The organism is Acinetobacter terrestris (assembly GCF_004331155.1).
In the GTDB taxonomy this organism is placed as follows: domain Bacteria; phylum Pseudomonadota; class Gammaproteobacteria; order Pseudomonadales; family Moraxellaceae; genus Acinetobacter; species Acinetobacter terrestris.
The window spans coordinates 1-20325 of the sequence record NZ_SJNZ01000012.1 but is presented as its reverse complement, the minus strand read 5'-3'; the positions used below and the strand labels follow the sequence as shown (position 1 = coordinate 20325).

Here is a 20325-nt window from a genome sequence, read left to right as displayed (position 1 = left end):
TTTAAGGATGAATGCAGCAGGAAAATAGAGGAGTCTGCGATGTTTTTTGCAGTCATTACGCTTTTTCCTGAAATGTTTGAAGCGATTACAGCCTACGGTATTAGCGGGCGTGCAGCAAAACGTGAAATAGTACAAGTCACTTGTATTAATCCACGTGATTTTGCAACGGGCAACTACAAACGAGTGGATGAACGTCCATTTGGTGGTGGTCCGGGTATGGTGATGATGGCTGAGCCTTTGTCTCAAGCAATCCAACATGCCAAAAATCTTGCAGCGCAAGCGGGATGTGTTCAAGCGCCTGTGGTGTATATGTCTCCACAAGGCAAAACCTTAAACGAAGCTGCGGTACAGCAATTTGTCGAATATGACGGGCTGATTGTATTGTGTGGACGTTATGAAGGGGTGGATGAACGTTTGATCCAGCACTATGTTGATCAGGAATGGTCCATTGGTGATTATGTTCTGTCGGGTGGCGAACTTCCTGCGATGGTTTTATTGGACAGTATCATTCGGAGACTTCCGGGTGCAATGTCAGATGAACAATCAGCCATACAAGACTCATTTGTGGATGGTCTTTTAGACTGCCCGCAATATACCAAGCCAGACCAGTTTGAAGGATTGGAGGTGCCCGTGGTGTTAAAATCTGGGCATCACGCCAATATTGAAAAATGGCGGTTTTTGCAGCGCTATCAACGAACCCTTGATCGCAGGCCTGAGCTTGTAGAGAAAGTTGAGTTGACCAAGCAGCAAAAAAAATGGCTAAAAGATTCGAATACTTAAAGTCGACTTTAAGTATTTTTAAACAGGCTCTTTATCGACCGCAGTGAAGACTGAGGTGGTAAAGGGAAAGATAAACGGGTCGATATGCGCTTTAGCCTCTGTCCCCAGCGGTAAACAGACCTCTTCTGAACCGCACATATTGGAGATACCCACATGAGTGGTAAGCATCCTTTAGTTCAAATTATTGAAAATGCTCAATTACGTACTGATCTTCCTGCATTTGCACCAGGTGATACAGTAGTTGTATCTGTAAAAGTTAAAGAGGGCGACCGTGAGCGTCTTCAGGCTTTTGAAGGCGTAGTTATCGCAATCAAAAACCGTGGCTTAAACTCTGCGTTTACAGTACGTAAAATCTCTAGCGGTGTTGGTGTTGAGCGTGTATTCCAAACTCATTCTCCAATCGTAGCTAAAGTTGAAGTTAAACGTCGTGGTGACGTTCGTCGTGCTAAACTTTACTACCTACGTGAATTGTCTGGTAAAGCTGCACGTATTCGTGAAAAATTACCAGCTCGTAAAGTTAAAGCTTCTTAAGTTTAGGCTAAAGTTAAGTTTTGTCTTGAGTTAAAAAATGCGCCTTTAGGCGCATTTTTTATGTCTGAATCTTTTTAATTTTATAAACCTTGCAGCTTTAAGCGGTTGGCATGTTGGCGGTACAGCGTGACAGGATCTTGTGCAAATACACCGATAATTCCAAAGAAATGATTTGCTTCATCAAAGTGATTATATACCTATAGTCTTGACGAATAATTTGTCCATAACGACCGCTAAATAAAGGAAGAGCACCATCTTTTTCTCGGTTTAATGAGTTGGCTCGCCAGCGTTACAACTGTTGATTCCACGACATCCAAGGCATTGGTGGCTTGCTGATTTCCCATCCAGGAATAATGATAGATGCCATTTTTAGTGATTTTATCGCCATTGGATTGGCAGTCTTTGGTAATCGCAGTTGATCCATATCTTTGATTAAACTTTTCCATTTCTGTGGTGCTCAGGGCAAGCATGGAATCTTCTGCACGGAACTATTACGTGCTTTTTTCATAATTGGTGTGCCTTTCATCGCGCCTGCAACGGCCATTAACGAGGCAACTTTTTGTGGTGCAATGGCTTCAATCTATTGAATGATGGGGCCACCTTGACTATGACCAAGCAGATTCAGTTTCGGCACCGCTAATGACTAAGACTTTAGCGACTTGCATTAAGAGCTGTTCGCCGCGCAGTTCATTGGAAGCCACAGCTGACAGTTTAGTAGCAAAAGCCGTTGCACCATTGCGAATTAAATCCTGTGGAATTTGATACCAATAATCTAGACCCATGCTGTCTATGCCAATACGGTTAAAACCCAGACCAAAACCATGCACGAAGATCATGGGATAACGGGTCTTGGCATAATTAGACACAGTAATTTTGGCTTTATATTATAAGACTGGTGTCTGATTGGCATGGGTCAGCTGCAGTATTGTCATGCTCCATAGGGCGGCTAATGTGAGGAAGAATTTATTCATTAAGTACTTTGAAGAATCCAAACAAAATGATTTTTATTTTTAAATGATAAAAAGGGATTTATACGCTCAGTGATAAATCCCTAATTTCTTATAAGCCTTGCAGTTTTAGACGGTTTACATGTTGGCGATAGACATCAACAGGATCGGGTGCAAAGAGTGCTTTTAAGCCGAGTACCTGATTGACTTCATCTAAATGGTTCCAGTTGTAATTATCACGAATGGTTTTACCGAATTTCGCACTGCAACGGGATACCAAGCCATCATTTTCCTTGCCGCCATCAATCAATAAACTGGTGACTTTCAAGGCCGAATCCAGGTCCAGAATATTGGTCACGCCACCAATTCCGGTGAATGAATAGTTATAGATCCCGTTCTCAAATGCTTTACCTTCAGCACAGGTTTGGCTTGGCATTCCCAGGGGAAACTGGCTGTTAAATTTGGCTGAACCGGCAAGGGTTAAACTTTTACCACCGGCCAATGCATCATGCGGAAAACTTTTTGGATCAAGCCCTTGAGCCCAAGTTACAGCTTTAGAAACAAAGTTAATTAAACCGACTAAAGGACCTTGAATACTTGTACCTTCAGCTTTCAAAATGAGGTCGGCAACCGGGGAACCCGCATTCGGTGCACCCACGCCTGTTAAGGATGCGACCAATTTCGGCGCAACACCCGCGACATAACGAATGGTTGGGCCACCATGCGAGTGACCAATTAGATTGACCTTCTTGGCACCGGTAATAGCAGTAATTTCTTTAACCTGCTGTAAAAGTTGCTCACCACGAATTTCTGATGAGTTAAATGGCGAGACGCGTGTCGCCCAGACATTGGCACCATTTCGGGCTAAGTCGGGAAGGATTTGATAGAAATAATCCAGTCCAAAGTCATCCGTGCCGACCGTAATAAAACCAGACATGCCGTGTGAGAAGACCACCGGATATTGGGTTTTAGCGTAGCTTGAGCTAACTTTGGAGTTAACCTGGGTCGCGTTGCCTGCTTGTACCTGGCCAATAGCACTGAGTGACATTAAGCCTGCAATGAAGAGTCCGTATTTCATATTGAGTACTCGAAAATATTATTGTTTTAAAAATGCTGTTTTATTTGACAACTTAAATTGTCAAAATTCATTATTAAATATTCATGGTCTGATTTATAAATTTAGCTGACCAAAGTAATAAAGAGTTGTAACAAGGTGTAGAGATGAAAATGCCCATAAAAATGTCTTTATGGGCATCACTGGCTGGGAATTTCAGGTTTATAAACCTTGCAGCTTTAAACGGTTTGCATGTTGACGGTAAACTGAAACTGGATCAGGTGCCAAGAATGCAGTTAAGCCAAAGAATTGGTTAATTGCATCCAGATGATTCCAGTTATAGTTGTCGCGAATGGTTTTACCGTATTTCGCGCTACAACGACCGACAAGTCCATCATTATCACCTTTAGGGTCAGTCAGCTTTGCGGTAACACCTAACAACATGTCCGGATCAAGCGGATTGGTGACTGTGCCTGTACCGGAGAAGGAATAAAAATGAATGTATTTTTCAGTTGCAGGACCTTCACCACAGGCTGTTTTTGGCATACCCAGTGGATAGCGTTTTTGGAAGTCGGTTGAACCGGTCACGCTTAAACTCTTACCCGCGCCCAATGAGTCGTGCGGGAAGGAATTTGGATCAAGCCCCTGTGCCCACACCAGCATTTTAGAAGCAAAGTTCACAACACTGACCAAAGGACCTTCCAGAGTCGTGCCTTCAGCTGCAATAATATAATCCGCAACCTTAGAGCCTTTCAGTGGGCTAGAAATAGCAGTCGATGAAGCTACCTTTGTGGGTGCAATGTTAGAAACATAGGCAATACTGTGACCGCCGTGACTATGACCCAGCAAGTTGACTTTTTTCGCACCCGTAAGCGCTAAAATTTCATCCACTTGCTGCATGAGCTGCTCACCACGAACTTCAGAGCTATTAAAAGGGGTCACACGCGTTGCCCAAACATTTGCACCGTTACGTGCCAAATCGGGCAATATTTGATACCAATAATCGACGCCAAGTTCATCAAATCCTGCACGAATCCATCCGCCCATACCATGTGCAAATACTAGCGGATATTTGGTTTTGGCATAACTGGATGTCACTTTATCTGTAATTTGTGAAGCCTGGCCTGCTGAAGCCATTTGAGGCAATATAATTGCCGCGCTTGATAATATTGCGCACACGAGTGCCTTAGAGTTCCATTTCATTGTATTTATCTCACTTTTTTTATTTTTTAAACCGCTATCAGGCATTTTTTAGCTTTTGACTCATAGCGGCTGTATAACTCAGATGATCAACCTAGTCACCTGATAGAGCTACATTGCGATTACTCGCCATATGGTAATTTTCCTCCCTGATCATGAACGGATTCAAAAGTTCCTACCCGGAGTTGTTCTTCTGGTTTATTAAAATGCTGCATCCGTAATTGTTGAACGGCTTTTTGCTTGGCCTCATCACTCAGACCACTTTTTATGATGTTGTCGCGTTCTTTTAAATAACCATCGACCTTGTTTTTCCAGTCACTGCGCTCTCTATCTAGGCTTTCTAAACGCTGCGTGGCCTCAGGACCGACCAGATTCACCCGCATTTGATGAATTTCTTCCGCTGAACCACCGCGTGCTTTAATGTCTGCGGTCAGTTTGCGCAAGTCTTCGAGTTTGTTGAGCTGCTCTAAATTTTCTTTCCAGTCCTTGGGTAATTGATTAAACAGGTCTTTTAATTTTTGTGCTTTTTGCGCTTCAGTTAAGCTTTTGTCATCCATGACTGTCATGCGGCTTAAGGTATATTCATGGTAAATATCTTCAGTACCGAATAAGCCTTCAATTTCGTAGTCCGAGAAGAGTTGTTTGCGCAAATTTTTCATATTGGCAAAGATGCTTTGATAATATTTCGGATCTTCTTTATCAATATTCGGTGCCTGTAAATCACCCAGTTTTTCACGGTAATCGATATAGCGATTCCACAAATCCAGAATTTGTGCGAGGGCAGGTGCTTTATAGGCTTGCTGGATATAAGCTTTAAAATCATTTTTAATCTGCTGGATATCTTTTTCCCCATACTGGGTAATGAAATATTCAAAACAGTTGCGTGTTTGCTCATTCACAATTAAACGGTTAGCCCCATCCATACGCAACTGACAGTTCACTTCAGTGTCCTGTTGGCTTTTACTCATAAAAGCCCCGCCTTGAACTAAGTTTGCTGGCGTGTTTTCGGCTAAGGTATTTCCTTGAGGATAAGCAGTTTGTGCGGTAGGTATTTTTTCTGCAATCGATTGTGAGGGGGCCAGCCAAAATAACAGTGCACCAATCCCCACAACAATAAGCGCCAAAATAATCCATAACTTATATTTCTGCATTTCCTATGCAACCTTCTTGCTTGTTTTATTTTATTAAGTCTAAAAATAGAACTTGAATTTGCCATTAAAGAGGTAAATGTAACGTAGAAAAGTTGTAAAAACGGACAAGCGGTTGTTAACATGTCAGCCGTTTCAACTTGCTTGATCTTGCGCTATGAAAAAGACCTCACCTAAGATTCAACGCCGGCATATTAGCGGTGTGTTTTTATTGAACAAGCCTTTGGGTATTAGTTCTAATGCTGCATTACAGCGAGTACGTGGCTTATATCGGGCACAAAAAGGCGGGCATACCGGTGCTTTAGATCCTTTGGCATCCGGGTTGTTGCCCATTTGTTTGGGTGAAGCGACTAAATTTTCCCACTATTTACTCGATTCAACCAAGCGTTACCAAACCACCATTCATTTAGGTCATAACACAACCACGGGTGATGTCGAAGGTGAAGTATTGTTGGAACAGGCTGTTCCTGCGCTGACTGAAGAAAAAATCCAGCAGGTTTTGGCAAGCTTTACGGGTGATATTCAGCAAGTTCCGCCCATGTATTCTGCCTTGAAAAAGGAAGGGCGTCCGCTGTATGAATTGGCGCGTCAAGGCATTGAAATTGAACGTGAAGCCCGCCCACTTACCATTGAAGCGATTGAATTACTGTCCTTTACCGAAAATAGCCTGACTTTAGATATTACCTGTTCTAAAGGTACTTATATTCGGGTGTTGGGTGAAGACATTGCCAAAGCCTTAGGTACTTTTGGACATCTGACTTATCTACACCGGATTAAAACCGGTCAGTTTGACCTGATTCCAAGCTATACCATTGAGTATCTGGAAAGCCTGACTGAATGGGAACGGGAAGCCTTGTTACTTCCAGTATTTGCACCGGTCGAGCATTTCCCGAGAGTTCAGATTCCTGAAGGACGTGCAGAATATTTCGGGCATGGCATGGAAAGCAATATTGAACATGAAGCAGTCGCAGAAGTATTGGTGTTTGATGGTGAGAAATGTTTAGGTTTGGCCGAAATTACCGATAAAAAACGCCTGGTGCCAAAACGCGTGTTAAATCTCTAATCATTATTTCAGAGTAGATAAAGCTATATGGAAATCGACATTATCATCAGCCTACTGTTTTTTGCATTCTGTGCAGGTGCAATCGATGCAGCAGTAGGCGGTGGTGGTCTGATCCAGATTCCAGCGATTATGAATGCCATGCCGCAACTGTCACCGGCTACTGTTTTTGGCACCAATAAACTGTCATCTATCTGTGGTACGGCATCGGCAGCTTATTCATTCGTGCGGAAAGTCAAATTGCGCTGGAAGCTGCTGGCGATTATTGCCAGCTGTGCTTTTGTCAGCTCATTTGCTGGTGCGGCCTGTGTCACCATGATTCCCAAAGAAGTGCTGCGTCCCTTTGTACTGGTCATGCTGATTGTGATTGCGATCTATACCTTTATGAAAAAGCAGTTTGGGCAAGTGCATGTGCAGCAGGAGTTAACGCCTAAAATTTTGTTTCTGGCTGCTGTTGGTAGTCTCGCGATTGGTTTTTATGATGGAGTTTTTGGTCCGGGAACCGGCAGTTTTTTCATTTTCTTTTTTATTCGTTATTTAAAAGCTGATTTTTTGCATGCTTCCGCTTTGTCTAAGGTGGCCAATTTAACCACCAACTTGGCTGCACTGAGCTTTTTTGCCCCGACGGGTCATGTGCTGTTTGGCCTGGGTTTGATGATGGCTGTTGCCAATGTCGCAGGCTCATTGGTCGGAGTGAAAATGGCCCTGAAATACGGTAGCGGTTTTATCCGGATTCTGTTTTTGATTCTGGTTTCCATGCTGATTTTACGCTTAAGTTATCAAATGTTATTTGTAAGTTAATAAAAACATTCACAAAAATTAACAGTTTTTTCGAATCGTCTGGCATAAGAATAAGAGATCTACAAAGGGTGGATTCGCCCTTTTATGTAAGTTTTGTCGCGATCATATAGCCTATAGCCAGAGGTCATTAAAATAATGAATATATTTGAAGCATTACGTGAAAGTCATGAAATCCAGCGGGATCTGTCAGAAAAATTACTGCAAACTTCTGGAGATAGCCCAGAACGCCATGAGTTGTTTAAACAACTCAAGAATGAATTATTTGCCCATGAAACGGCTGAAGACCGTTATTTTTATATTCCGCTGATGATGACAGATTCTGGACTGAGCATTACCCGTCATGCCTTGGCAGAACATCATGAAATGGATGAGATGATTGAAGAGCTGAGTGAAACTGATTTTAGTAATCCCGGCTGGATCGCGATAGCCAAAAAGCTTTCTGATAAGGTGCATCATCATCTGAAAGAAGAAGAGCACAGCTTTTTTCAGCAGGCCGGAAAAATTCTGGGAGAAGAACAGAAAACAGCTTTAGCCGTGCAGTACAAGAATGAATATCAGCGTTATAAAGACATGAAAAAAGATATGCTGGTACAAAGCTAAAATTTAAATTCAAAATTGCATGATAAAAAAAGATGGCATTTTGCCATCTTTTTTTATGCTGAACTCCTGATTATTCAGCTTGAAGCTGTTTATTTTTACTGGCTCTAAAGGTCACACCCACCGAAGCAATCATGATGCAAACTAAGGCAATAGTTTGCAGAACGGTGATCTGTTCTTTAAGCAAGAACCAGCCTGCCAAAGCACCGAGAGCCGGGGATAAACTGGACAGTGTGCCGTAACTGAGTTTACTTAGCCGCTTCAGTGCCATCAGGTCTAAAGCATAAGGAATAGCGGTGGCAAGCAGGGCAATGACCAAGGCTTGTCCCCAATATTGGGTTTGAATCAGTGCTGTAGGATTATGCACTGCGCTGATCGGCAACATCACCATGGCAGACAGCACAATGGCAATACTCAGCGCATGCATGCCAATATTTTGCCGTACCACACGTTGTCCGAAATAAATATAAATCGCCCAGCAGATCCCCGCACCCAAAGCAAAAGCCGCCCCTAAATATGAGAAGTTGTCAGCGGATGTATCTTGCCATGGCACCATCAGCGCAACGCCTAAAATTGCCAGACAGACCCAAAGATAATCCGTTCTTTGTTTAATCGAAAGTAGCGCCAGTGTCAGCGGGCCCAAGAATTCTAAACCGACTGCAATCCCTTGCGGTAACTTGCCTAAGGATGCATAAAACAACACATTCATTAAGCAGACAGAACCACTATAAAACAGCAAGTCTTTCCATTTTAAATAGGGGAGGCGGTTGATGATTTTCCAGGAACGGAACATCAGCACAATTAAAATGGAGGCAAAGCAGAGGCGTAAAGTCACCACGGTAAGTGGATCAAGGACTTCAAACAGTTGCTTGGCAAAAGAGGCACTGATCTGATATGCCACCATGGATAAAACCATGAACAGGACAGCAGTAAGTTGTGAATTAGGCATGCGACACGCAGGATCACCAAGTCAGGTGAATCCACTGGAAAAGATGGCGCCAGTATAGCAATTCTGTTTAATTTTTGAGGGCCTGAAAGGTCTTACACGCTTTAAATTTAAAACTTTGAATTTAAAAATCAGCGCGTAGATTTGGCTCGATTAATTTGAATTTAAATGACGTATTTTCTATTTATCTTTAGCCTTGTTCTTGGCTTGTTGCGTGGTATAGGTGCAGCCAATGGATGCGGCAATAATGGTCGCAAGCGCTAACCATTGGTTCCATAACAACTGCTCGCCTAAAAATATAAACCCTGATAATGCTGCAATCGCGGGTTCTACGCTCATCAATGTACCGAAACTCAGCGCAGTTAAATTACGCAGCGCAATCATTTCCAGAGTAAAAGGCAGGGCACTGGCAAGTACCGCTAAAGTAATAAAATAAACCAGATTTGAAGGTTCAAAAACATGGGTTGACATGCCTGAAAATAGCGCAATGGGTATCAAACACAGCATGCCGATAAACATGCCCAGACACACGGTATGATTGCCTGAAATACCCGAAGGTTTTTGTCCGGCAACGATATACAGCGCCCAGCAAGCGCCTGCAGCCAAGGCAAAAGCAATTCCGATTAAATCCAGGTTTTGTGAAACCTGATCAAACGGAAACAATAAAATCAGGCCAAGTATGGCCAGTCCAACCCAGACAAAATCGAATTTTTGTCGTGCGTAATACAGCGCGAGGCTGAGTGGACCTATGAATTCAAAAGAAACGGCAATGCCGAGGGGAAGGCGATTAATCGACAGGTAAAACATAGCATTCATACCAGCAAGCGCGATACCGTAGCTGATAATGGCTTTCCACTTCACCTGTCTGAAATTGATCTGCCAGATTTTAAAAATAAGTGCCAAGATTGCAGCGCCAAGTAACAGACGCATGGCTGCAACGGTCAGAATAGGAAACTGACCGAACAGGATTTTGGCAAGCGAGCCACTGCTCTGCACGCTGATCATTGCAATCAGCAATAACAGCAGTGCCTGAACATGTGGCGTATTTTTAAAATTCAACATCGACTAAATTTGTTTCGATTTCTCGAATAGCGGGAGATCAGCAAAGGCTTAATAAATATTTCCGAATATGAGTGAAATAATAGAGGAACGACGGTGTCTTAGCATTGAGATACTTATTTCAGCTTTAGCTTATTGTTACTTTGGTTTTGTCCTGAGAAGCATTGCTTCGTAAGACTAAAGCCACCTTACGAACATTTTAAACATGTTTCAAATGTTCTCATCGCAGAACTCGACAGATTGAGATATTTAAATAAATTGTTTGCAGAAACATAATTTACTGAAATGTTGATCTGCCTCGAACAGTTGCGAATGGCTTTGTCACGAAATTCAATTCCGTTCAGGATATTAAATTTTGGGCTTAAAAAATAAAAAAACCACAGCACGAATGCTGTGGTTTTTTTAAAATCTTAAATTAGAACAATACGCGAACTCGGATGGTACCTTCAACTTCCTGAAGGGTATCTAACGCTTCTTTAGAAGCAGTTGCGTCAACGTCCATCACCAAGTAACCAACGTCACCTTTAGTCATCAATGATTGACCAGAGATGTTGATGCCGTGTTCAGCAAACAGGTTGTTGATTTTAGAAAGAACGCCAGGAATGTTTTTGTGAATGTGAAGTAAACGGTGTTTACCTTCAGTCAACGGCAACGCGATTTCCGGGAAGTTCACAGCAGATAAAGTCATACCTTTATCTGAGTAAGCAACAAATTTCTCTGCAACTTCTAAACCGATGTTTGCTTGTGCTTCCATGGTCGAACCACCCACGTGAGGAGTCAAAATCACGTTGTCCAGACCACGAAGTGGAGAAACAAATTCTTCACCGTTGGCTTTAGGCTCTTTAGGGAATACGTCAATTGCAGCACCGGCAATGTGACCTGTTTTAATCGCATCAGCAAGGTCTTCAATCAGCACACATGTACCACGCGCAGCATTGATGAAGATCGAACCTTCTTTCATTTGCGCAAATTGGTCTTTGCCAAAGAAGTTACGTGTTGATGGAACGTCTGGAACGTGTAGAGAGACAACGTCAGCGTTTGCAAGCAACTCGGCAAGAGAACCGACTTGGCGTGCATTACCCATAGGAAGTTTGGTCACTGCATCGTAATAAATCACGTGCATACCCAAGCTTTCAGCAAGTACTGAAAGTTGAGAACCGATTGAGCCGTAACCCACGATACCTAAAGTTTTACCACGTGTCTCAAACGAACCCGCTGCAGATTTGTTCCAGCCACCACGGTGAGTAGAAGCAGATTTCGCAGGAACGCCACGAAGTAAAAGAATTGCTTCAGCAAGTACAAGTTCAGCAACTGAACGGGTATTTGAATACGGTGCGTTAAATACTGGAATACCGCGAATCATCGCAGCATTCAGATTAACTTGGTTCGTACCGATACAAAAACAGCCAACAGCGATCAGCTTGTTGGCTGCTTCAAATACTTCTTCAGTCAGTTGAGTACGTGAACGAATACCGATGAAGTGAGCATCTTTAACCGCTTCTTTCAACGCTTCACCCTCAAGCGCAGTTTTACGGTAATCGATGTTGGTGTATCCAGCAGCATTTAATGTGTCGATTGCGTTTTGATGAACGCCTTCTAACAACAAGAAACGAATTTTATCTTTAGGTAGAGAAAGATGTTGGCTCATTACGGCTCCGCTACAAAGGCCAAATTTAGTCGCGATATGATAACATACGAGAAGGGTCTATATACATTTCCTTTATGACGGAGAGCATAGGTATTTTTGCAATACATACGCCGTTCCCTACAGATTTTGGTCTAACTAAAGCTGTAATTTTTAAGGCGAGATTGTCAAAATGCTTATTTCCGCAGGGTTTCAGTGGAAAATGCCTTATAATGCTGCGCAGTGAAAACCGCCACAGCCATGCTGTTGCTTTTATGGTCACGCCAGTCTAAGACACCATTGCATTGTTATTCTTTTTACAAATGAATGATCTATAGACCATCCACCACTTGTATATTTCTTGCTAGGTCTGCAAACGATGAATGCTCCAGTCGCTTTAACACCTGAGTTATTAAACCAATTGACAGCCATTGTCGGTGAAAACCGCATTAAAACAGATGCTGCTAGTCTCGATGCCTGGGGCAGAGACTACACCAAGCATTTTGATCCAAATCCATCAGTCATCGTTTTTCCATCTAGCACAGAACAGGTGCAGGCGATTGTTAAATTTGCGAATGAACACAATATTGCCATCACGCCATCTGGCGGCCGTACCGGTTTATCTGCTGGTGCTGTTGCATCGAATGGTGAAATTGTCGTTAGCATGGACAAGATGAACCAGATTCTTGAGTTCTTCCCTGCAGACCGTATGGTCCGTGTACAGGCAGGTGTAGTGACTGAACAATTGCAGAATTATGCTTCCGATCAGGGCATGTATTACCCAGTCGATTTTGCATCTTCAGGTTCTTCACAAATTGGCGGCAACATTGGTACCAACGCAGGCGGTATTAAAGTTATTAAATACGGCATGACCCGTAACTGGGTACTGGGTTTAACGGTTGTGACCGGTAAAGGCGATATCCTGCGCCTGAACAAAGGTATGATTAAAAACGCGACCGGTTATGCGTTACAGCATTTGTTCATTGGCGGTGAAGGGACTTTAGGTTTGGTGACTGAAGCTGAAATCAAGCTTGAGCGCCAACCACATGATTTACAAGTGATGGTACTGGGTGTACCTGACTTTGATGCAATCATGCCGGTACTTCACGCTTTCCAGAAGAAAATTGATTTAACTGCATTCGAGTTCTTTGGTGAATTGGCCATGCAGAAAGTACTGGATCATGGTCACGTGCAACGCCCATTTGAAACGGCTTGTCCTTTCTATGTGCTGCTTGAATTTGAAGCGCCATTTGAACCGATTATGGATGCTGCGATGGAAATTTTCGAGCATTGCATGGAACAAGGCTGGGTGCTTGATGGCGTAATGAGCCAAAACCTGGACCAAGTGCATAGCTTATGGCGTTTGCGTGAAGATATCTCTGAATCGATCGCGCCGTTCACACCATACAAAAATGACATTTCAGTGCTGATTACTCACGTTCCTGCATTTATTAAAGAAATTGATGCAATTGTGGAAGCGAATTACCCTGACTTTGAAATTTGCTGGTTCGGTCATATTGGTGACGGTAACTTGCACTTAAATATCTTGAAACCTGCTGACCTCAGTAAAGATGAATTCTTTGCCAAATGTCAGGTGGTGAATAAATACGTGTTCGAAACCGTGAAAAAATATGATGGTTCGATCTCTGCCGAACACGGTGTGGGTATGACTAAAAAGCCTTACCTAAATTACACACGTTCTGAAGAAGAAATTGGCTACATGAAAGCTTTGAAACAGGTATTCGATCCAAACGGTATTATGAACCCAGGTAAATTATTCGATCTTTAATATTTGATCTATAAGTTGTTTTACCGATGACTACATAACTGTTATCGAGTCAGAAAAAAAGGCATGGCATCATGGATGCAGTGCCTTTTTTTTATGGGGGAGATTTCCCAATGTTACGTCTACTCTCTGCCTCAGTCATTTGTTTAGGGTTAATGTCGGGCTGTGCAACGACCCAAAAATTAGCCTCTAAAGTGAATCTTGGTTCATCCGGTACGCCATTGCAGCAAGTCTTGAAAGAAAGACCTGATTTGCGTAAGGACTCGGCAACGGTTGAGATTCGTCAATACTTTAACAGTGCTGAGTCACCAACAGCTGCACAGGTAAAAGTAACCGAAACAGGTTTAAGGGATGATTCCGTTCGTTCGATTCGTACCACGTACAGTTTTAAAAATGTAGATGGTGACTGGAAGAAAACAGGTACGCAAGCTGAGTATCAATGTATGCGCAGCAAAAATACCAAGTCTTTTCAAAAAGCAAAATGCTCTTAATAAATATTTGATTTATAGTTGAAAATTAGGCTGTGATGCCTCATAAAAAGCGTATCGATTGATGCGCTTTTTTGTATTTGGGGATAGAAAAATAATGAATATTTTGATTGTCGGAAACGGTTTTGATTTGTCGCATTACTTGCCGACCAAATATGACCATTTTATGGATGTGATGGCTGCGATTGAGAATAAAGATTTAGGAAAAGAAGTAAAAAATGTCTTGATCAATCCTGTACAAAGCCCAATTAGTTTATTGAATAAAATTTTAGAAATAAAGAAATTAATTAATCCAAATAGTTATAAAATGAATTTTGATAATTTGTTTAGTGAATGTAGAGAAAAGCCTTTTATAATTAAAACAAAAGAAATTTATGATACAAGCACTGTGCAACTATCATTTGAGCAAATAGCAAAATTGCAATTTAAACTTCAAAAAAATATTTGGTATCAGTATTTTTCACATCATGTTAGAGAAATAAAAACTTGGATTGATTTTGAAACTAAAATAAATGATGCATTAAAAGCAGTAGCTATATTTATTTTTCAAATTAATAAAAAAGCAGAAGAAGTAGGTTCTTTTTCTGATCATATCTGCCATGTAGGCGAATGTTCAAGATATCAAATTTTTTTAAAAAAAGAATATTGTAAGATACTTGAACAATTTAAATTTTTAACTTCCGGATATTATCAAGATGTAGAAGAGAATGATGAATATGATCGTCACTTTACTTATCCAGTGGAAACAGGTGATGATGTTCAGGGTGACTTAAGATTTTATATAAATACCAAAATTATTCCGACTATTCAGAGTATAAAAAAATAAATGACAATTTATTGCTAGATGACTTACAGGAACATTTAGATGATTTTGTTGAAATCTTTAATACTTATTTAGAGGTTGTCATAGACGAGTTAATTCCAAAATATGGAATTAAAATTCAAAATAATGACTGGATAACTCCAGATAAAATTTATTCTTTCAATTATACAAATAGCTTTCTTAAATTCTATAAGTTAGTACCTATAGAATTTTTACATGGATCATTAGGAGAAAAACAAAATATTGTTTTAGGTGTTTCAGATGTAGTAGATGAATCATTGAAAAAATTAAAAGCTTATGGATTACCAAGTATCATCAAAAACTTTTTAAGAATACTGATTACTTATTTTTAGATGAATTCAAAAAGAAAATTCAGCAAGATCACAAACAGATTGAAATTTTAGGGAAAAAGGTAAATAGTGCTTTAGAGTCTAATATTTTATAGTTTTACGATAAACAATTGGATAACTTAGAAAAAAACCAAAATTTAAATCTCAATTTTTATATTTGGGGGCATTCTTTAGATACTTCTGATAAGGATTACATCATAGATTTATTTAGCTTAAATGATGATATGGACCGTAATGTTCAAGTAATAATTTACTATTTTGATAAAAATGCAAAATTTACTTTACTCAATAATTTATTAGCAATTTTAGGAAAAGATAAAGTTGAACAATGGATGAAAAATAAATGGCTTCAATTTAGGCCAAATCCAGAAATTAAATTTGATAAAATGATTTCGGAAAAAACAGCTTAAAGACAAGAAAAAAACTCTCTGTTAAACTACACCTACTCAAACCAGTAGGTGTTTTTGTTTGAGTATCCATCTTTGAAATCTAATTGTTTTATGAATGAAACATGATTTAAAAATCACTGTCTTAGCCTTTTATTGCTTTATATATTTTTCAAAATTTAATTTAAATACTCAATGCTTGTCATTGGGCGAATGCTGATCTCCCTAAAAATAGTATTTCGTTCCGCAAGCCTATAACCCTATGTAGAAAAACAATGCAAAAAGTTCAAACCGCCACTTTAAACCGTGCCACGCTGATGTTCCCATTGGCATTGGTCCTGTTTGAATTTTCCGTATATATCGGCAACGACTTGGTTCAACCTGCCATGCTCGCCATTACCAAAGACTTTGGCGTAAGCAGTTCATGGGCACCATCCTCCATGTCCTTTTACCTGTTGGGCGGGGCATGTGTGGCGTGGTTACTTGGACCATTGTCCGACCGTTTGGGGCGCAGAAAAGTATTGCTCTCGGGTGTGCTGTTCTTTGTATTGTGCTGCTTGCTGATTTTATTCACCCAAAATATTGAAAGCTTTTTAGTGCTGCGCTTTTTACAGGGGATCGGCCTAACCGTAATCACCGCTGTTGGTTATGCCGCGATTCAGGAAACCTTTGAAGAACGCGACGCGATTAAAGTCATGGCGCTGATGGCAAATATTTCTTTGCTTGCACCATTACTCGGTCCTGTGGTCGGTGCATTCCTGATTGATCATGTGTCATGGCATTGGGGCTTTATTGGTATCGCATTTTTGGCTTTTTTAAGCTGGTTTGGTTTAAACGCCAAAATGCCGGACACCAAATTAAGCATTCCGAAACAGCCACTGAGTTATGTGCTGGATGACTTTAAACAGGTCTATAAAAACAAACGCTTTTTAGGCATGACTTTGGCACTACCTATGGTCAGTATGCCGCTGATGCTGTGGATTGCGCTTTCACCTGTGATATTGGTAGAAGAGTTGGGTTTTAGCAGCATGCAATATGGCTTGGCACAGTTTCCGGTCTTGGGCGGATTAATCCTCGGCAATATCGTGCTGATCAAAATTATCGACAAACTGGCTTTGGGTAAATCGGTGCTGATTGGTTTGCCGGTTATGTTGCTGGGAACAGTGGTTTTAATTGCCGGTGTGATTTGGACGGATTATCTGATCTGGTGCTTAATTGCAGGCATGACTTTAATCAGCTTTGGTGAGGGAATCAGTTTCTCGGTGCTGTACCGTTTTGCACTGATGTCATCAGAAGTATCTAAAGGTACAGTTGCAGCAGCCGTGTCGATGCTGCTGATGTTCAGCTTCTTTATTATTATTGAACTGGTCCGGATAATGTATGAACAATACCATTTGTGGGCATATAGCGTAGCGTGTTTTGTTTTAATCGCGCTGTGGTTTAGTTTTCCCCGAAGCATGCTTAAACAGATTTTAAAAGAACGGGTAGAGCAGGGACGGTTTTAGCTCTTTACCATTTAAAAAGAGAAAAGCACCTTCTCCCTGTGGGAGATGAGGAATATATCCTGCAAGGGATGAAGGTTTATTTAGATTGTAAAATGACCTCTCCCTTGCGCAGCAGCGCTGCTCATCTCCTAAAAGGAGAGGGAACATATGGGTTTGAAATTAATGTCTTTATATTTTTTTAATAAAAAATACTTCCTCTACCTCAGGGAGAGGGCTGGGGTGAGGGAATTTGTTTAACTCACTTTCCAAGCATTCTATTCAAGATCAGATCGCTTTATCAAAAAATAAAATTACAAATTGAATAAACAACCTCTCCTAGAAGGAAAGGGAACATTATTATTTGCTGAAAAAGTTAATAACTCTTTAATTAGAAACTATATCTTGGACTCAGCAATTGGCTGCTGAAAAGTCTTTAATTTGCGATCGAAAACAAAAGTGCCGAACGGTAGAATGGATGCAATTAAGCCCAGAATAAACATATAAATTGACCATTTCTGTTTTTCACATACCGTAAACAACACGATTAAAAACAGCATGAACAGTACGCCGTGCCCCATGCCGACATATTTCACCAAGACCGGATTATCCAGCATATATTTCATCGGCATCGCGATAAACAAAAGCAGCAGAAAGGAAATTCCTTCCAAAAGACCAATGATACGTAAAGTTTGAATATTCATGCTCATGCTTAAATTAATCAGAATCAAGCATGAGTTTACTGAATATTGCAGCAGCAGGGAATTAAAAATAAATATATTTATAAAATATATCAATAACTTATAACCAACTGTTTAACTCGGATTATTTAATTTCCTGTGCCCACAATTCGGTTCTTAATTTCAATAATTCAGGCAGTGTTTCCAGTAATAAGCTGATCTGTTTCAGTACCAATAATAAATCTTCAGATAGATTTTCCTGCGTACTCATCTGTTTAATTTCCTCAAGCTTGGCCTGAATTTTGTCCATATCTAGCACTTGTTGCTGTAACAGCACGGCAAATAAAGTGTCTTTACAGCCCAGCATTAAATCCAGCACTTGCGCATCCTGAACCTGTTCACGATGACTTCCCAAGGCCGAAACATAACTGAGTTGACTGTGGCTATAGACCAGATAGCGAAAGGCAGAATGAATCAGCGCCTGGTTCGGATTGGGTTCGGTACTTAAACTGGAAATCATGCTCGACAGTTCAATCTGTGCATTGTGTGCAGTACGACGGGCACGACGATAATCCAGACTGTTGTTTTTACCGAACTGGTATTGCTTCACCACCGCATCGAAATAGTCCAAAGTGGCCTGATTACTTTTTTTGATGGTGCTGGAAATGTTACGGAAATTCCAGTCTGGCCAGATAAAACTGACCGCAAACCACGCAATTAAGCAGCCTAAAATGGTATCGACAATGCGCGGTAAAATAATGGCATAACCTGCACCTTTTAAATTAAAAATCAGCAGAACCATTAAAGTGACCATCAAGGTTGCCATGGCATATTTTTTGGAACGTAAATAGAAAAAATACACCCCGGAAATAATGGTCAGCACCAGTTGTCCTTCAATACTCGGCACAAAATATAAAACTGGAATGCCCAAAAGCACCCCTAAAATCGTGCCTAAAGTCCGCAGTTTTAACCGGCTTTTGGTGGCGAAATAACTGATCTGACAGACAAATAAACTGGTGAGTAAAATCCAGTAGCCATTTTTGGCGAATGGCATTAATGAGATGGCGTAGCCCACGGTAAAAACAAAGGCAATCCGCACCGCGTGACGAAATAGCGCTGAATTGGGCGTAAAATGTTGTTTCAGTTTCAGCCATAAATCGGGCACATCATGAATATCATCGTCGAGCAGATTTATATTTTCCTGATGCTGAAGGTAGTTTTGACGATAATTATTTTGCTCATGACTTAAATTGATGAACTGTTCCTGGATTTTTCTCAAATTCCTCAAAATCAGTAACAAGTTTTTTACTTCCAGATTCTGTGGATTTTCCTCAATCCATAATTGGATGGAACTTTCCAGATTGGCAATGGCAATATCCGTATCCGGATTCGACTGATAGCTCTGATGGCTGAGAATATCTCGCGCCAGTTTCTGACAGGATAAAGCATGCAGTTTTACATTCTTTTGAATGCGGAAAATCAGATCTGTACGGCTAAAATTTTTATGAATATTTTCATAATGCAAATAATTGGATGTCGCCTGTTCATGAATGTCTTGCGCCAGAAAATAAAGATTCAGCCAGTAAATGGTATTTTTATTGGCACGAGAGGCTTTTAAACGGGTCAGTAAAGAGGCTTTGGTGGTATTCAGGCTTTGTACCACTTCGCTATTTTTTAAGGAAAGTTCATACAATAGTGGTTCAATATTGTCGGTATTATCCGGGTCAAACAGACGGGCTTTGGCCAACAGTAATGCGGCAATGGCATTGAAGTTGGCAGCCAAATTGTCTTGGACGGCCTGAGTCGGTTTAAGTAAATAAAAGATGATCGAAGTCAGTCCATACCAAACCGCACCCAGCACAAAATAGCTCGGCTGCTGATACCATTCGCTGTATTCACCCAGTCCAAACATGGTGTAAATGGACAATAAAATGGTGCCAAAAGAAATGGTGGCATAACGCTGTCCCAAAGCGCCCATTAAAATAAAAGCGGCACTCGACAGCGATAAATACAGAATAAAAAGCAGTTTATAGGGATAGAGAAATTCAAGAATACTGCTGACGCCAAAAAACAGAATGCAGACATAGACCAGATTGCGCAGGCGAATACTTAGGCGATCATCAAAATCGGTCAGGGCAGTAGCAATGGCACCTAAAGTCACCGGAACAATTAAGGCTTCATAACCTAAAAACAGTAAGCCTAAGGTTGTGCCCGTCAGGACAATAAAAATCTGGAAGCAATAGATCAGAATGGAATTGGATTTAAAGCGTTGAAGCAAATCTTTCAGGCTATTCACGATTTTTCTAAAGATAAATTATTGTGAATATAGCGTGAGCTTTTTTCGCTGTGCTGTCAATTTATGATCGTTTTAATTGCAGGATTTGTTCGAATCATTTCGCAATGTAGGGAGAAAAAAAGCAGACCTTGCGCCACTGCTGTCCCACAATTTTTACAAGAGGAAGCTCATTTAAGCTTCTCTTGTTTGATGGGGACTTTATCGGGTGAAAATAACGCTTTTAAGGTTTTTATTTCAAATAAATTCACTTGAATTATTCTGAGTAAGCGCTGAACTGTCCAGCCTTTT

The 20325-nt window shown here is 40.9% G+C and carries 20 protein-coding genes and 2 pseudogenes; 11 read left to right on the top strand and 11 right to left on the bottom strand.

Features of this window, described 5'->3' with window-relative positions; genetic code table 11:
• Positions 1 to 39: 39 nt before the first annotated feature.
• Complete coding sequence (trmD, locus tag E0H81_RS08210) at positions 40 to 780, top strand: tRNA (guanosine(37)-N1)-methyltransferase TrmD (protein ID WP_131318080.1); 741 nt, start codon at positions 40 to 42, stop codon at positions 778 to 780.
• 18 nt (positions 781 to 798) lie between these two features.
• On the opposite strand, the gene E0H81_RS15940 is transcribed toward trmD, so the two are convergent.
• Complete coding sequence (locus E0H81_RS15940) at positions 799 to 948, bottom strand: hypothetical protein (RefSeq protein ID WP_165492609.1); 150 nt, start codon at positions 946 to 948, stop codon at positions 799 to 801.
• On the opposite strand from E0H81_RS15940, the gene rplS reads away from it, so the two are divergent.
• Complete coding sequence (gene rplS / locus E0H81_RS08205; RefSeq protein WP_131268353.1) at positions 934 to 1311, top strand: 50S ribosomal protein L19; 378 nt, start codon at positions 934 to 936, stop codon at positions 1309 to 1311. The genes E0H81_RS15940 and rplS overlap by 15 nt on opposite strands.
• 80 nt (positions 1312 to 1391) lie before the next feature.
• On the opposite strand, the pseudogene E0H81_RS16395 reads toward rplS, so the two are convergent.
• The 4 genes and pseudogenes from E0H81_RS16395 to E0H81_RS08185 all read right to left on the bottom strand — a co-directional run bounded on the left by E0H81_RS16395 (position 1392) and on the right by E0H81_RS08185 (position 5663).
• Positions 1392 to 2282: pseudogene (locus tag E0H81_RS16395) on the bottom strand (esterase/lipase family protein).
• An 88-nt stretch (positions 2283 to 2370) separates the two neighbouring features.
• Positions 2371 to 3336, bottom strand: coding sequence for an esterase/lipase family protein (locus E0H81_RS08195; protein WP_131318078.1), 966 nt, complete (start codon positions 3334 to 3336; stop codon positions 2371 to 2373).
• Positions 3337 to 3534: 198 nt separating this feature from the next.
• The gene (locus E0H81_RS08190) at positions 3535 to 4449 is read right to left on the bottom strand and encodes a lipase family alpha/beta hydrolase (RefSeq protein ID WP_378235341.1); all 915 of its coding nucleotides are present in this window, start codon (positions 4447 to 4449) and stop codon (positions 3535 to 3537) included.
• A 185-nt stretch (positions 4450 to 4634) separates the two neighbouring features.
• On the bottom strand, positions 4635 to 5663 hold the full coding sequence (locus E0H81_RS08185; RefSeq protein WP_131318074.1) for a lipase secretion chaperone: 1029 nt from the start codon (positions 5661 to 5663) through the stop codon (positions 4635 to 4637).
• 154 nt (positions 5664 to 5817) lie between these two features.
• Between E0H81_RS08185 and truB the strand changes: the two genes are divergently transcribed.
• From truB to E0H81_RS08170, 3 genes are all read left to right on the top strand, one after another.
• Positions 5818 to 6723: a tRNA pseudouridine(55) synthase TruB gene (gene truB, locus E0H81_RS08180; RefSeq protein ID WP_131318072.1), complete on the top strand. Its 906-nt coding sequence runs from the start codon at positions 5818 to 5820 to the stop codon at positions 6721 to 6723.
• 27 nt (positions 6724 to 6750) lie between these two features.
• Positions 6751 to 7521 (top strand): sulfite exporter TauE/SafE family protein, encoded by a 771-nt coding sequence (locus tag E0H81_RS08175; RefSeq protein WP_131318070.1) that lies wholly within the window; start codon positions 6751 to 6753, stop codon positions 7519 to 7521.
• A gap of 135 nt (positions 7522 to 7656) precedes the next feature.
• On the top strand, positions 7657 to 8121 hold the full coding sequence (locus E0H81_RS08170) for a hemerythrin domain-containing protein (RefSeq protein ID WP_165492608.1): 465 nt from the start codon (positions 7657 to 7659) through the stop codon (positions 8119 to 8121).
• 70 nt (positions 8122 to 8191) lie between these two features.
• Here E0H81_RS08170 and E0H81_RS08165 read toward each other — a convergent pair whose 3' ends face one another.
• The 3 genes from E0H81_RS08165 to serA form a co-directional block, all read right to left on the bottom strand.
• Complete coding sequence (locus E0H81_RS08165; RefSeq protein ID WP_131318066.1) at positions 8192 to 9067, bottom strand: EamA family transporter; 876 nt, start codon at positions 9065 to 9067, stop codon at positions 8192 to 8194.
• Positions 9068 to 9244: 177 nt separating this feature from the next.
• A complete protein-coding gene (locus tag E0H81_RS08160; protein WP_131318064.1) occupies positions 9245 to 10126 on the bottom strand; it encodes an EamA family transporter in 882 nt (293 codons plus the stop codon).
• Between the two features lie 412 nt (positions 10127 to 10538).
• A complete protein-coding gene (gene serA, locus E0H81_RS08155; RefSeq protein ID WP_131318062.1) occupies positions 10539 to 11771 on the bottom strand; it encodes a phosphoglycerate dehydrogenase in 1233 nt (410 codons plus the stop codon).
• A 355-nt stretch (positions 11772 to 12126) separates the two neighbouring features.
• Here serA and E0H81_RS08150 point away from each other — a divergent pair, with 355 nt between their 5' ends.
• From E0H81_RS08150 to craA, 6 genes are all read left to right on the top strand, one after another.
• A complete protein-coding gene (locus E0H81_RS08150; protein WP_131318060.1) occupies positions 12127 to 13536 on the top strand; it encodes a D-2-hydroxyglutarate dehydrogenase in 1410 nt (469 codons plus the stop codon).
• 110 nt (positions 13537 to 13646) lie between these two features.
• Positions 13647 to 14024, top strand: coding sequence for a hypothetical protein (locus tag E0H81_RS08145; RefSeq protein WP_131318058.1), 378 nt, complete (start codon positions 13647 to 13649; stop codon positions 14022 to 14024).
• Between the two features lie 94 nt (positions 14025 to 14118).
• A complete protein-coding gene (locus E0H81_RS16140) occupies positions 14119 to 14847 on the top strand; it encodes an AbiH family protein (protein WP_244926516.1) in 729 nt (242 codons plus the stop codon).
• An 11-nt stretch (positions 14848 to 14858) separates the two neighbouring features.
• Entirely contained in the window at positions 14859 to 15197 is a 339-nt protein-coding gene (locus tag E0H81_RS16135; RefSeq protein WP_244926515.1) for an AbiH family protein, read from the top strand.
• A 107-nt stretch (positions 15198 to 15304) separates the two neighbouring features.
• Positions 15305 to 15604: a hypothetical protein gene (locus tag E0H81_RS16130; protein WP_244926514.1), complete on the top strand. Its 300-nt coding sequence runs from the start codon at positions 15305 to 15307 to the stop codon at positions 15602 to 15604.
• A gap of 251 nt (positions 15605 to 15855) precedes the next feature.
• Positions 15856 to 17085, top strand: coding sequence for a chloramphenicol efflux MFS transporter CraA (gene craA / locus E0H81_RS08135; protein WP_131318057.1), 1230 nt, complete (start codon positions 15856 to 15858; stop codon positions 17083 to 17085).
• 374 nt (positions 17086 to 17459) lie between these two features.
• On the opposite strand, the gene E0H81_RS08130 is transcribed toward craA, so the two are convergent.
• The 3 genes and pseudogenes from E0H81_RS08130 to E0H81_RS16390 form a co-directional block, all read right to left on the bottom strand.
• The gene (locus E0H81_RS08130; RefSeq protein ID WP_131318056.1) at positions 17460 to 17765 is read right to left on the bottom strand and encodes a DUF3817 domain-containing protein; all 306 of its coding nucleotides are present in this window, start codon (positions 17763 to 17765) and stop codon (positions 17460 to 17462) included.
• A 121-nt stretch (positions 17766 to 17886) separates the two neighbouring features.
• Positions 17887 to 20037 (bottom strand): YccS family putative transporter, encoded by a 2151-nt coding sequence (gene yccS / locus E0H81_RS08125; protein WP_131318055.1) that lies wholly within the window; start codon positions 20035 to 20037, stop codon positions 17887 to 17889.
• A gap of 153 nt (positions 20038 to 20190) precedes the next feature.
• Positions 20191 to 20325, bottom strand: a pseudogene (locus E0H81_RS16390) (IS4 family transposase); the annotation flags it as partial.